Annotated in this window: 13 protein-coding genes; 3 read left to right on the forward strand and 10 right to left on the reverse strand. The window is 38.1% G+C overall.

From position 1 onward, the window contains the following. The first annotated feature begins 306 nt into the window (after positions 1 to 306). The 3 genes from F895_RS15810 to F895_RS15800 all read left to right on the forward strand — a co-directional run bounded on the left by F895_RS15810 (position 307) and on the right by F895_RS15800 (position 2174). Positions 307 to 879, forward strand: a complete 573-nt coding sequence (locus F895_RS15810; RefSeq protein ID WP_005239045.1) for a nuclear transport factor 2 family protein — start codon at positions 307 to 309, stop codon at positions 877 to 879. Positions 880 to 968: 89 nt separating this feature from the next. After that, positions 969 to 1463: a chalcone isomerase family protein gene (locus F895_RS15805; RefSeq protein ID WP_005239046.1), complete on the forward strand. Its 495-nt coding sequence runs from the start codon at positions 969 to 971 to the stop codon at positions 1461 to 1463. Between the two features lie 15 nt (positions 1464 to 1478). Next, positions 1479 to 2174 carry a response regulator transcription factor gene (locus F895_RS15800; RefSeq protein WP_005239047.1) on the forward strand — a complete coding sequence of 232 codons (696 nt, stop codon included), beginning with the start codon at positions 1479 to 1481 and terminating at the stop codon, positions 2172 to 2174. Here F895_RS15800 and F895_RS15795 read toward each other — a convergent pair. The 10 genes from F895_RS15795 to F895_RS15750 all read right to left on the reverse strand — a co-directional run bounded on the left by F895_RS15795 (position 2171) and on the right by F895_RS15750 (position 13241). Further along, the gene (locus tag F895_RS15795; protein ID WP_005239049.1) at positions 2171 to 3496 is read right to left on the reverse strand and encodes a sensor histidine kinase; all 1326 of its coding nucleotides are present in this window, start codon (positions 3494 to 3496) and stop codon (positions 2171 to 2173) included. The genes F895_RS15800 and F895_RS15795 overlap by 4 nt on opposite strands. Before the next feature lie 31 nt (positions 3497 to 3527). Next, a complete protein-coding gene (locus F895_RS15790; RefSeq protein ID WP_010589918.1) occupies positions 3528 to 4577 on the reverse strand; it encodes an SAM-dependent methyltransferase in 1050 nt (349 codons plus the stop codon). Positions 4578 to 4585: 8 nt separating this feature from the next. Further along, positions 4586 to 5365, reverse strand: coding sequence for a DUF1295 domain-containing protein (locus F895_RS15785; RefSeq protein ID WP_005239051.1), 780 nt, complete (start codon positions 5363 to 5365; stop codon positions 4586 to 4588). Between the two features lie 28 nt (positions 5366 to 5393). Continuing rightward, entirely contained in the window at positions 5394 to 6599 is a 1206-nt protein-coding gene (locus F895_RS15780; RefSeq protein WP_005239053.1) for an SAM-dependent methyltransferase, read from the reverse strand. Then, the gene (locus F895_RS15775) at positions 6574 to 7389 is read right to left on the reverse strand and encodes a DUF1365 domain-containing protein (RefSeq protein WP_005239072.1); all 816 of its coding nucleotides are present in this window, start codon (positions 7387 to 7389) and stop codon (positions 6574 to 6576) included. Before F895_RS15775 ends, F895_RS15780 begins: the two co-directional genes overlap by 26 nt. 11 nt (positions 7390 to 7400) lie before the next feature. After that, a complete protein-coding gene (locus tag F895_RS15770; RefSeq protein ID WP_005239074.1) occupies positions 7401 to 8678 on the reverse strand; it encodes an NAD(P)/FAD-dependent oxidoreductase in 1278 nt (425 codons plus the stop codon). Continuing rightward, entirely contained in the window at positions 8675 to 9664 is a 990-nt protein-coding gene (locus F895_RS15765; RefSeq protein ID WP_005239075.1) for an acyl-CoA desaturase, read from the reverse strand. Before F895_RS15765 ends, F895_RS15770 begins: the two co-directional genes overlap by 4 nt. A gap of 457 nt (positions 9665 to 10121) precedes the next feature. Continuing rightward, positions 10122 to 10682, reverse strand: a complete 561-nt coding sequence (locus F895_RS15760) for a lipocalin family protein (protein WP_005239078.1) — start codon at positions 10680 to 10682, stop codon at positions 10122 to 10124. Positions 10683 to 11231: 549 nt separating this feature from the next. Then, positions 11232 to 11954, reverse strand: a complete 723-nt coding sequence (msuE, locus tag F895_RS15755) for an FMN reductase (protein WP_005239079.1) — start codon at positions 11952 to 11954, stop codon at positions 11232 to 11234. 93 nt (positions 11955 to 12047) lie between these two features. Next, positions 12048 to 13241: an LLM class flavin-dependent oxidoreductase gene (locus F895_RS15750; RefSeq protein WP_010589920.1), complete on the reverse strand. Its 1194-nt coding sequence runs from the start codon at positions 13239 to 13241 to the stop codon at positions 12048 to 12050. Positions 13242 to 13244: the final 3 nt, after the last annotated feature.

Genomic DNA, 13244 nt, shown 5'->3' on the forward strand with positions numbered 1-13244 from the left:
AAGATCGCATGGGTTTGCACCATCATCTGGAAACTTTCTTATAGGGCAACGAATGTTTCTCTAGGTTTGAATCTGCTGTATAAAACCATTCAACCATATCGATGTCCCATGACACAGCCAGTATTACCACAGACCTCTGTTGCCATATGATCGATTGAATTCTGCTGATCAAACCGCAGCTATTTTGTTCTTTTCATCATTTAATTTAGGGAAGATAGCTTTAGCTAAAACCACCTATATTGCATTTCACATCATATTCACGCTGCCCCTTTTAAGCTAACTTTAAAATAGTGTGAGTTTAACAATATGACATTTCTAAGAACTGTGACTCTCTCTGCACTGACCTTATTTTCATTGGTTTCTTGTAAAAGTATACCAAGCTATAGCGCGGACTATGATAGGGCAAATAAGCAAATCTCAGGAATTATATTGAATGATGAACAAGCTCAGCTTGTCGGTCAGCACTTTGTAGCTGCATTTAATACAATGGGAACCGCTGATTTTGTCAAAAATGCGGGGCAACTTTATGCAGATCATTTATACATCAATGATACCCTTTCTCAATTTTCTACTAAAAAAGAGCTGGTTAAACATTTTGAAGGAATGAATGAACATGTCAGCAATGTCTCAGTAAAATTAATCAGTGCAACACATACACACGATTCGGCCTATATTCATTGGCATATGGTATATGACTTCAAAATGTTGGGCCGTATGAAAACCATGTCCTCATATGGAATTAGCCAAATCAAAATAAATGACGAGGGCTTGATCATTTTTCAGCAAGATTACTGGGACCCTGCTAATGGTTTATATCGTTCACTGCCCTATGTCGGCAATGCTTATTCTTTGATCTTACCATTGAAAAAAAATAGTTAAAGTTCAGTCAAACAAATAGCCATGATGAACAACTGTAGATTGTTAAATTTATTGAATAAAATATATAAAATAAAAGGTAGAGGTGGCAAATGCTTCATTATTTAGCAAAAATTGAACTCAGCAGCTTATGTCTTATGGCACCTTTAAGCTTAGCCCATGCAAATACGCAACTATGTACCACAGCCCCCTTAATTGTCACAACAAAAAATGTGGGATCAGTCAGCTATTATGCCAATAATTGCAGTCAGAACTGGGAAAATCAAAATATTCGATTAGATTTTTCTTATAACCAAAATATTCCAGAATGGGCATTTAAAAAGGCGGCCACTTACTACCTCAAAAAGAACATTGCTCATTTTTCGAATGAATCAGTTTTAAATAGAATTACAGAATTATATCACCCCGTTAAAAAGGGCGATCTCTACACTTTAAATTATGACCAGATGAACAAACAATTAAGCTTGTCTCTGAATCAAAAACGATTAGGTTCAATTACTGATTCCCAAGCGAATCAATACTTTAAAATATGGTTTGGAGACTCACCATTTAATGCTAAATTAAAGCAACAATTATTAAATCGATAACTTGATCAAATTATTATGAACAATCAATTTATTCTTATGGTTGAAGATCACTTCGAGCTGGCCGCCACCGTATGTGAATTTCTAGAACAACATGGCTTTGTCATTGATCATGCCCGTAATTTAGATGCTGCACGCAATTTTTTAAAAACAAACCCCTATCATTTACTTTTACTCGATATTAATTTACCCGATGGTTCAGGCTATGATTTGTGTGAATGGCTTAGAACTGATCAAGGTAGGGATATTCCAATTCTCATGTTAACGGCCAGAGACACTTTAGATGATAAACTAAAAGGTTTTACCGCAGGTACCGATGATTATTTAATCAAACCTTTCGATTTTAATGAGTTAGTGATGCGTATTCGAGCTCTCATCAAACGTTCTCTTGGAGAAGTATCAACAAATAAAATTCAAATTCATGATCTAATCTTAGACAGTTCCACCCAAACTGTAACACGTGCAGGTCAATCGATTGAACTCCCACGCATTCAATTCAAATTACTTAAAATTTTGATGAGAAATTCTCCCAAGGTTATTACTAAACAAGAAATTATTATCGAACTATGGGGCGATGAAGAACCTGAAAGTGATGCATTACGCAGTCATATCTACAACTTAAGAAAAATGATAGATAAACCTTTTCAAGAAAAGTTGATCCATACCATTTCAGGTGTTGGTTTAAAAGTGGCATTTGATTTGAATTCACATTAATTCATATACACCACAACAATTAAACCAGTTGTATTTTCTAATTGTAGATGAGGATGAGTGCTTAAATAATATTGGCGATCAAATAGCTCAACTCTCCATCCCAATTGAGTGCATAGCTTTCTAACCAGTTGTAAACCAATCCCATGACCTTTGACTGTAAGTTGAAATTGTGAACTTAGCTCCTGAACTTTACAATCATTTGGCATTACAATTCCAATTCCATTGTCAGCTATGACAATACTGTTTTGGCGTTGAATGATATGGATATTAGAGCCTTGAGAATAATTTAATGCATTACGCAGAATGTTACTCAAGACCATCTTTGTCATTGAGGGATAAATCTGTCGAGGTAACTCTTGTGGATCATAGTGAACAAAAATTTGAACACCTTTGCTTTGACTAACAGGCTCTAAATCCTTTAGCAAATCACTAATGACAGCGGATAATCGTGTTTGTTCAGCAGTTAAGGTATTGGTGGTATTGCGTGCGATCGCCAATAAGGTTTCGACAAGCAGTTGCATATCCTCAATGGTGTTAGAAATGCGGTGCAATGCTTTATCGTCCCCGTATTTAACCTGACAAAGCTGTACATTGCCTTTTAGAATCGTCAGTGGTGTGCGTAATTCATGACTTACATCACCTGTAAATTCACGCTCTCGATTGATAAAATCACTTAAAACCTGATGATACTTTTCTAATGCTTGCTTTAAATATTCAGCTTCCATATTGCCATTGGTGCTGATTCCCTGAAAGGGAGAAGCCTCTTTATTTTGATGGGCCCAATCAATATGATCCAAAGCATTTGCCAGCCGTGTAATTGGTGAAAAATAGCGTTTAGCTCTCCGGTTTGAAAACCATAAAATGCTATACAGTACAATCAAGCTGAACATCAGGGGGGCTAAGCCAAACATCCACACAATTTTGTTGACATTACTTTCACCAAAAACAAGCAGGACATGTTGTCCATTTCTTTCGCCATAAACAGACATTCGATCTTTGCCATCGACGAAGACGCGATGAACGCCTTGTTTTAAAGTCTGATTTTTAAATGCCAAAGGTGGATCCTGACTCTGCCAACGATAACCATATAAGTTTTTTGTATCTGGCAAATCAGCATTCGGATTACGATCAACTCGCATCCAATAATGTTCCATTTCTTGCTCAAGTGCTGTTTTGAGCAGTGAGCCTTTAATGACCCAGGCACTACATGCAATGCCGATGATAATTGACAGCGCGATCAACCCGATTTGCAACCAATAATGACGGTTAAACATCTCACTCAATGGATGAATATTTTCACCGCTCTTATTGGACCTAAACATACGCCTATCTACTGCTCGATTCTCATTTTAATTATACGGTTTTCTGTTTGAACAGGAAGTGACCAACGACCCATTCTTGTCCTTGTTCAAATCCAAACAATTCCGCGCAAGCCATAAAAAAGATACGCCAACGTTGCCACCAAGCATCGGCATCCTGTGTATATACCTGCTCGAAAAGTGGTTTGAGTTGTTCAGCGTTACGATCCATGTTTTCAAGCCAGGCATTTGCTGTTTTTTCGTAGTGTGTGCCTGACCACTGCCAATGCTGTGATAACTCCAGATGTGTTTGAAAGTGCAAAAAAGTTGATGTTGCAGGCATCAATCCACCCGTAAAGAAGTAGCGTGACATCCAATCATATTCACTTTTTATTTCAAATGGATAATGTAAGAAGCGATGACAAAAAATATGACACCATAACAATCCATTGGGTTTGAGCCATAATTGAATTTTCTGAAATAATTTTTCATAGTTTCTAACATGCTCAAACATTTCTACAGAAACAACACGATCAAACGAGTTTTCTTTTAATTCGAGAATATTGACATCACAAGTAATCACCTTAATATTTTCCAGACCACGTTTTTCCGCTTCAGCTAAAATATGTTGGCGTTGCGTTGCGGAGTTAGAAACAGCAGTAATCTTGGCGTTCGGATAATGCTCTGCCATCCATAAGGTAAAAGATCCCCAACCACAGCCCAGTTCCAAAATATTCTGACCATCATGTAGTTGCGCCCGCTCACAGTATATTTGCAGTGTTAGTTCTTCTGCCTCATTTAATTGGGTTATATCGTCAGCAAAAAAGCAGGCACTGTATTTTAATCGTTTGCCTAAAACGGCCTGAAAGAAAGCGGTTGGCAATTCATAATGCTGCTCATTGGCTTTGTCAGTTTCAATCGCAATTTCACTCTGCTTCAACATATTGAGTACATCCATATAGCGTTGAGCACCCTGTTCGGGATCATAGCGACCTTCCTGAATCAAACACTTTTTACTTAACGCTCGAATCGCCGCCCGAATTGCTTGATCGGGTACTAAACCGCTCTCAACGAGTTTCAAAGATTGCTGAATAATAAAGTCCATACGCGCACCTACTGTTTGGGTTTCCATGGAATAAACATCGAAGTTCGTTTTTGATAATCGAGATAATTTTGACCTCGATTTTTTAATGCCTGTTGTTCACTAAACGGAATTCCCGTGATGTAATACAAAAAGAACCACATCAAAACAGGATAAATCCAGAGGCTATATAGTCCTGCTGCCAACCCGATTACTGGATAGGCAAACCAATGGATCCATTCAAAAAAATAGTTTGGATGACGTGAATATTTCCATAGTCCCCGATCCATGGTCTTTCCATGATTCTGTGGATTTTGCTTAAAGCGGTATAATTGCTGATCCGCAACTACTTCACCCATAAATGCAATTACCATAATCATGCCTGCAATCATGAGAAGACCATTACTTTGGTTATTCCAAACCGTACTTGGCACATTTAACAGGCTCCACATGGGAATACTGAATAAAATTGCTAAACCAGCCTGAAACATAAAAAAAACTAAAAAACCAAGATGTTGATATTTTCCCATCGCTAAACGCATGTTGGCATAGCGACGATCTTCTTCGTGCTCGGCCACATAACGGCGAAATAAATGCACACTCAATCGTAAAAACCAGATAGAACTCAGAATGGCTATAAACCATCTGACATTATCCGGCGCGACATCTACACACCAAGCAGTAATGACAATATTCAGAAAAATACAAAAACTCCATGCCACATCAACAATGCCTGCACGGCGGTTATATGTTGTCCATAACCAGCAAACTGTCATCACGACAACATCAAGTACAAACAATTGCCACAACATGACTGTCTCCTTGATGTATCAAATAACTTTATGGTGAATAAGGGCTTGCTTCGAATAAAAGCTGTACATTACTAATCACACCTTCTTTAAAGCCACCTTCGCAGTAGCAAAGATAGAAATCCCACATTCGAATAAATTGTTCATCAAAACCCAATGCCAATACTTCTGCCTTGGCATTTAAAAAACGTTCACGCCATTGATGAAGCGTTTCGGCATAGCTAAGCCCAATATCTTCAAGATGTTTTAAACGCAGCTTCTGTTCAGATGCGGCTTGAGTCAGCACACTAATACATGGAATAAAGCTACCCGGAAAAATATAGCGCTTGATATAATCCACTGTACTTAATGCTTTTTTATAGCGTGCATCTTCAATCGTAATGGCCTGAATCAATCCCAAACCAGTTGGCTTGAGTAAGGATCTACATTGATTAAAGTAAGTTGATAAATATTGTTCTCCCACAGCTTCGATCATTTCGATGGAAACCAGTTTGTCGAATTTCCCTTCCAATAAACGGTAATCTTTGAGTTCAACCTGTACACGATGGCTTAGGCCTGCCGCCGCAATACGTTTATTTGCTTCATCATATTGAGCTTGTGAAATCGTAATTGTGGTCACTTTACAGCCATAATGCTGGGCTGCATAAATCGCAAAACCACCCCAGCCGCTTCCGATTTCAACGACATGGTCCATGGGTTTCAACTGTAATTTTTCACAGATCAATTCTTTTTTATAATCAGATGCTTGCTCTAATGTCATGTGTGTTTTCTTATAAACTGCACTAGAATACATCATGGAAGAGTCAAGAAAGAGTTTGAAAAAATCATTGCTAAGATCATAATGCTCTGCAATGTTTTTACGGCTGCCTGATAATGAATTTTTACGTGTTTTATACCACGCTTTTAAAATCAGTTGGCTTGCTTGGGAAAGTATATTTTGATTGATTTGATCGAGAACATGGCGATTTCTAGCCAAAATTTGGATCAATTCAACCAGATTGTTACTACTCCAATATCCGTGAATATAACCTTCTGCAGCCCCAAGCACACCATTTTTAAAAATCAGGTTCATCAGGGCTTTATCATATACGTCTATCGTTACTTCTAAATCAGAAATTTCACCGACCGTACCATTCCATTCACCACGGAAATGGATTTGACCATGACGAAGTTTGAGCAAGCTCCGTAAAACCAATGGCAGTGAATCATTTTCACCGAAAATAAGCGTTTTTATCATCTTGTTTTAAATCCTTATCTTTTTTAGGGTGCCGATAAAATGGAACTTTCTTTCGCCATAAATAAAACGCTTGTACATATATCGAAGCGAGCATTTTGAAAGGTTCAAAAACATAATGAACAGCATAACGATCAAGCTGTGAAGGAACTGTGATATTTTCCAATTCAAAAAGCATCGTTGCATCAAAAATTAATTTTTGTGTTTGATAAAGCTGCATATGAATCACGTTTTGAATATCAGAAAAGTTAAAGCGCCATTTGTACTGAATATCCATCGGCATAAATGGAGAAACATGAAAACTTTTTTGAAATTCGAACTCTGCACCATGATAGCCAGAATGCGCTTCTAACCTCTCACGACAATCATGCACATAAACTTTACGTTCTTTCCAAGGGGTGTTGGTGATCTCTGTCAAGATAAAAACAAGCTGTTGCTGAGCATTAAAAATGAAATAAAACACCACAGAATTAAAACTGAAACCAAGCATTCTTGGTAAAGCCAAGACACGAATTGCTGATTGTATCGGTAAGACCACATCTACTTGTTGCAATAAGATTTTTTTTATTCTTTGCCTTAAATTCCCAGTATAGCCCTTCAAAAAATCATTTTCGTCTAGCTTTAAAATATTCCAGTGTGCTGTTGAACACAACCATGAATGACGGAGTTTCTTTGTGATCTGATCTGGATCAAAATATAAATAGCTTAAGGTTGCTTCAAATTGATGAGCCTTGGGGATAAATCGACGATGTCTAATTTTAGCTTTTGCGATAGCAAGTGGAGTTTGCAACATATTCAACGCCCCTATTCATCAGCCATAGTCATTAAATGTTCTACTACACGTTCGGCACTCCTTGCCCCATCTTCGTGAAATCCCCACCCCCAATACGCACCACAAAATGAACTGCAATGTTTACCATTTAATTCATGCCAACGGGATTGGGCCTCAAGCGCATTTTTATTAAATACGGGATGTCGATAATGTCTTTCAATATAAATCTTATCTTTGGCTATCGGTGTATTGGGATTAAGTGTAGAAAAAACCTGTGTTTTACAGTTCAAGTTTTGCAAGCTGTTCATCCAGTAAGTAAAGCCAAAATGAACATTTTCAGCCAAGGTCTGTTGTTCAGTTTGAGGCTGAGGAGTCACATGAACATGCCAGCTCGCCCACTGTGATCGGGATTTCGGCATAATTGCTGTATCACTATGTACCACCATACGATTATCTTGATAATCAAAACAACCTAAGACTTCACGCTCTGTCTCGGAAGGCTCACTCAAAAGTTTTAATGTATCATCGGCATGACTTGCAAAAATGACCCAATCAAATCGCTCTTCTGCCTGTGCTGTTACAATGGAAATATGATCATGACTTCTGATCACTTGCTTTACTTGGTTTTTTTTCCAGACAATTGTTGGACAGTGGCGCTGAATTGCGTAGATGTAGGATATTGAACCACCTTTAACTGTTTGCCACTGCGGTCGATCTTTTAATTGCAACATACGATGGTGCTGAAAAAAACTGATCACAAACTTGTAGGGAATATTCCCCACTTGATCAACAGGGCTTGACCAAAGCGCACCACACATTGGATAGAGGTGCTCGTCTCTAAATACTTGTGAATACCCATGAAGATTTAAATACTGGTCAATGGTTAATTCAGGATTACTTTCTTCGACAGAAATATCTTTATTTTCTTTATAAAAACGAAGTAAATCTGACAGCATCAATCGAAATTTCTTATTTAAAAAATTTTGTGGTCTAACCAATAAGGACCATTTTTTTGAAGGATTATATTGAAGTCCTGTCACTTGGTTATTCACGGAAAAACTCATGTCACTGCTTTGCGCCTGCACCCCTAACTCGGCAATCATGGCACTAAAGAGAGGATAGTTATACGCATTGAAAACAATAAAACCGCTGTCTATGCTTAGGTTCTTTTGATCAATCCTAAACTCATGGGTATCTGTATGCCCACCAAAATAATTTTCTTTTTCAAAAATAGTAACATTATGCTTTTTTGAGAGTTTCCAAGCTGCATACATTCCAGAGATACCAGAGCCAACGATTGCAATGTTCATGAAGACTCCTTCGTTTGAATTTTGATTACGTTGATTTTAAGATTTTGTTTTTGGTTTTTATAAGCAGCATAAATACGTTGTGGCACAGGTTTTATTGCCCAAATCAAGCCCAACCAAGACATTGCTTTTAACACATAATAGGTGATATCGATTTGCCACCAGAAAAATCCTTGTCGAGTACTACCTGCATAATAATGATGATTGTTATGCCATCCCTCACCTAGCGTTATAATTGATAGAAGAAGATTGTTACGACTACTATCTGGAGTATCAAAATCTCTGCTGCCATATAAATGGGCAAGTGAGTTAATACATAAAGTCGCATGAATCAATAACACAGTTGAAATAACAAATCCCCAGACCAATAATTGCAGTCCAGAAGTGCCTAAATTCGGATGAGCAACAGCGAGCCACTCGCCCAATAGATAGATAGCAAAAGCGGTCATTAAAACAATGGGTAAGCTAAAGCGATCTAACCAAATGATTTCAGGAAACTTTAACCAGTCCTTGATGAGATTTTTGCGCGTCGAAAAATTCTGTGCATTTAAAAACCATCCAATATGGCTGTACCAAAAACCATGTATAGATGAATGAGGATCTTGCTCAGTGTCGGTAAAGCGATGATGATTTCTATGATGTGCTGCCCACCAAAGTGGACCGCGTTGTGCACTCATTGTTCCTAAAAGCAGGAATATAAATTGTATAGGACGTGAGGTTTGAAATGTTTTATGGGATAAATAACGATGAAAAAAAGCAGTAATTGCAAACATTCTGATCACATAAAATATGACCATAAAAATAATCGCAAACCATGAAACTCCTACCCAAAAAACAGCCAAACAAGCAAGGTGCAATAAGATAAATGGAATAATTCTCAACCATTGGATTTGAGTATCTTTGGTACTTTCAGGGCCATCAACTGGATTTGATCCAAGCCTATCTGTATTTGACCAACTATCTATCCATCCCAGAAAAAATTTAAGCATTGATTCTTCCCGACCTACCTATTTTTATAATTTTCATTTTAGAGAGCTGGATATGAAATTTATGTGAACCCCATAACACGAACTTAAATTTTAATTCAAAACTATTAAAAAACAAAAATTTATAGTTAATTTTAATTAATATTTAGTATAGTTCAGTCGTCCCCCTTAAAGATTTCACCTGAATAGTTTTATGGATAAAATTTTGCATCAATAGGCGTTTTGAGATAGACATACAATCTTAGAGAAGGATGATATATCTTTTAGTGATCCAACTAAAAATTTAAGTACTTGAATGAACCATGTTTTAAACACGATCGTATCAAAAACGCCTCAATCAATGCTAGATGTTAATTACCCGATTCTACACACACAATCTATAGATTTCGCACGTCTAATATGTAAATGTTATTGCAAATTTAGTTGAACTAAAAAATTAAACCTGCCCAACGATTTCCATTTATTTTTTCTGTGGCGTGCGAACCAGCTTAGACACATCATATCCATAATCCCGTGCAGTTTGCACATACGATTGATACGTTGCCGCATCCAAATTCGGATCTCTTGATAATATCCACAGGTACTTATGAGATGGGCCTCCGACCAATGCGACACGGTAATTAGAATCAACTCTTAGAACCCAGTAATCTCCTTTGGTGAACGGAATCCATCGTAATCCAGAAGGCAAGAAGCTAACTTTTAGCATACTATTCCCTGCATTTTGTGGATAAGCAACACCTTCAGAACGGATCGTTTCACCTGCTTTGGTACGGCAACTGTTAATGACCGCAATAGTTTGATCAGCGTTGATTGAATAGTTGGCTGTAGTATTACTCACACATTTTCGCTGAAAATACATTGGGAAATGTGCTATTTCATACCACTTACCGACATACTTATTTACTTCAATCTTATCTACTGCTCTAAGAGTCTGGGGTTCTGCATGCGATGCAAAAGAACCAAGAAAACCGAAAGAAGCGATCAAAGCAGGAAAAATCACTGTTGGCTTGCCAAGCTGCATAAATAACCTCTTTACGTTTATCATTTTTTTTAGCTTAATAGATACCGATGTGAATAAAATGTGAAAATTAAATTTTTTATACATCACAGACCAAAATATAGATACTTTCTACTTTATTGAATTCATGAAAATTATATAGACAGGGGTGGTTTTGCTTTTTTGGATTCTATTTTCGCCCCACGAGCACAATCAAAATCACACTTCAAACCCATTCTTTTTCTCTGACCTAAAAGCTGACAATGTCTTAACTACACTCGGCAGCTGATCTAAAACTTTCTGATATCTCAATACAGCTTTTCTCTTTTCATTTATACATAGGGATTTCACAAGGGCTATGATTATGAACATGACATTCAGGTGAGATCAGTTCGACCAGGTCAAGAGTATCCTGTTTTGTTAAATTTGATTGTTACAGGCGTTGCAATTTACTCGATATTCACCCACACTATTTTATATATTTTTCAATAGCTTAAATTTTAACTCAATAACATAAGAGGATATATGTATCCTCTTGTCTTGTTTCAATTACACTATATAAAATTTAATACGCTATACGGCTACAGTCGTTTTATGGTGTAGTCTTGCTTCCGCAACTTCTAAATCAGGCACCTCAATAGAGGGTAATATAGAATCTTGTTCAACTTGTTTATTGATACTCAAGTCTCGATTGGCCTGTTCTGATTTAGCTTTGACCTTTTGCTCACGTAATCCTTTCGCTGGTGCCCATTGCAAAATTGGTAACGCTCGAGCAACGGCAAGCAAAATACGGTCATTCAAGGCTTCACTCTTGACTGTATATTCAGGCGTAAAGTCTCGGTCTGTTGCATAAACACCGATAGGCAAAGTCTGTGCCTGAAAAAAGCTGAACAAAGGACGAAGTTGGTGCTCAAGTACCAAAGCATGTCGGTCACTCCCACCTGATGCTGCCAGTAATACGGGGACATCCACTAAAGCGGTCTGCTCAACAAAATCAAATAAATGTTTAAACAACCCCGTAAAAGAAGCACGATATACTGGTGTGCCCACAATTAAGGCATCAGCGGCTTCAATAGCAGCCAAATCATCCTGTACTTGCTTGGGTAATTGACTCCGATAAATTGCACCACCCAATAAAGGACCAATCTCACTGAGTTTTACAAATCTCACATTTATTTCTATTGCTTGCGCTAATTCATCCAAGATCGTTTGAATCAAACTTTCAGTTTTTGAGGGGCTGTTAAGCCCACCTGAAACCGCGACAATGTTAAGTGGTTTATCCTTTGAATATGACATGACTTGGCCTTTAGAAAAATTAATATTTTGACTTATATAGAACAAACCAAGACTTCTAGTTAAAGTCTTGGTTGAATAGGATTGAGAATGATTCTAGGCAATACGATACTTTGATTCTTCTGGTATACGCTGTAATGCCTGACGTTGGTTTTTAAAATGTGGCAGAACATGTTCACCCAAGCGATAAGCTTCTTCTAAATGCGGATAACCGGCAAGGAAGAACAAGTCGATTCCAATACTGTTATATTCCTTGATGCGTTCAACTATCTGTTGATAGCTACCCACCAAAGCAACACCTGGAGGGATACCAATGTAGCCAAAGCCAGACCAAACATTGGGATGAATGAAGAAATCATTCACATTTTTGCTGCCATCTTTATCCGCATATTCTTTTTCAAAACTGAGTACCCGTGCTGATCTGAGTCCTGCATGAGCAGCTGAAGCATGCAAGCGTTGCTTCTCTGCTGCTTCATCTAAATAACGTTGCGCCTCTGCCAAAGCTTCCTGTTCTGTACGGCGAGCAATTGTATCAATGGATAGACCAAACTTGATGTTGTCTCGACCATACTTCGCAGCACGTTGACGTACATCCGCAATCAATGCAGCAATCTCACTTGGTTTTTCAGCACGCATTAAATAATAATCTGCGTGCTTTGCGCCAAACTCACGTGCGGCTTCAGAAGAACCTGCAGTACAAATAATCGGTAACTCAGCCTTGTTGAGCGGATATTTCAGTCCGCCACCCTCAGCAGAATAATATTTGCCTTGGTAATGGAATGATTCATTGTGCCAATATCCTTTCACCACATCTAAAAATTCTGCGGCACGAATATAACGGTCATCATGAGGCGTAACGTCGCCAACTTGACGCTGAATGAATTCAGAACCTCCATTAATGATATTCCACACCAGACGGTTACCTGTTGCACGTTGGTAGGTTGCTGCACTTTGTACGGCGTTATATGGACTAAAGTGATAAGGCTGGAATGCAGTCACAAAATTCAGTCGCTTGGTTTCTCTCGCCAATAGCGAACACACCGTCCAAGGCTCCTCTCCTGTTGGTGCATTGACCATCAAAGCACCTGCGAAACCATTGATTTCTGCTGCGCGCGCCACCTGTGCTAAATAGTCAATATAAGTAAAGTCATCCCCGACTTGATAGTTAGATGTCGCTCCCGTATTTTCCACGCCAGATACCCTTGCCCAATCCCCACGATTTCGAGGATCTCCAGCCAGAAATTCAGCTTCACCATGTAAAGGTAGGCGAGTAAAAAATTCAATTCCCATCAT

It is taken from the genome of Acinetobacter sp. CIP 64.2 (assembly GCF_000369645.1).
Lineage (GTDB): Bacteria > Pseudomonadota > Gammaproteobacteria > Pseudomonadales > Moraxellaceae > Acinetobacter.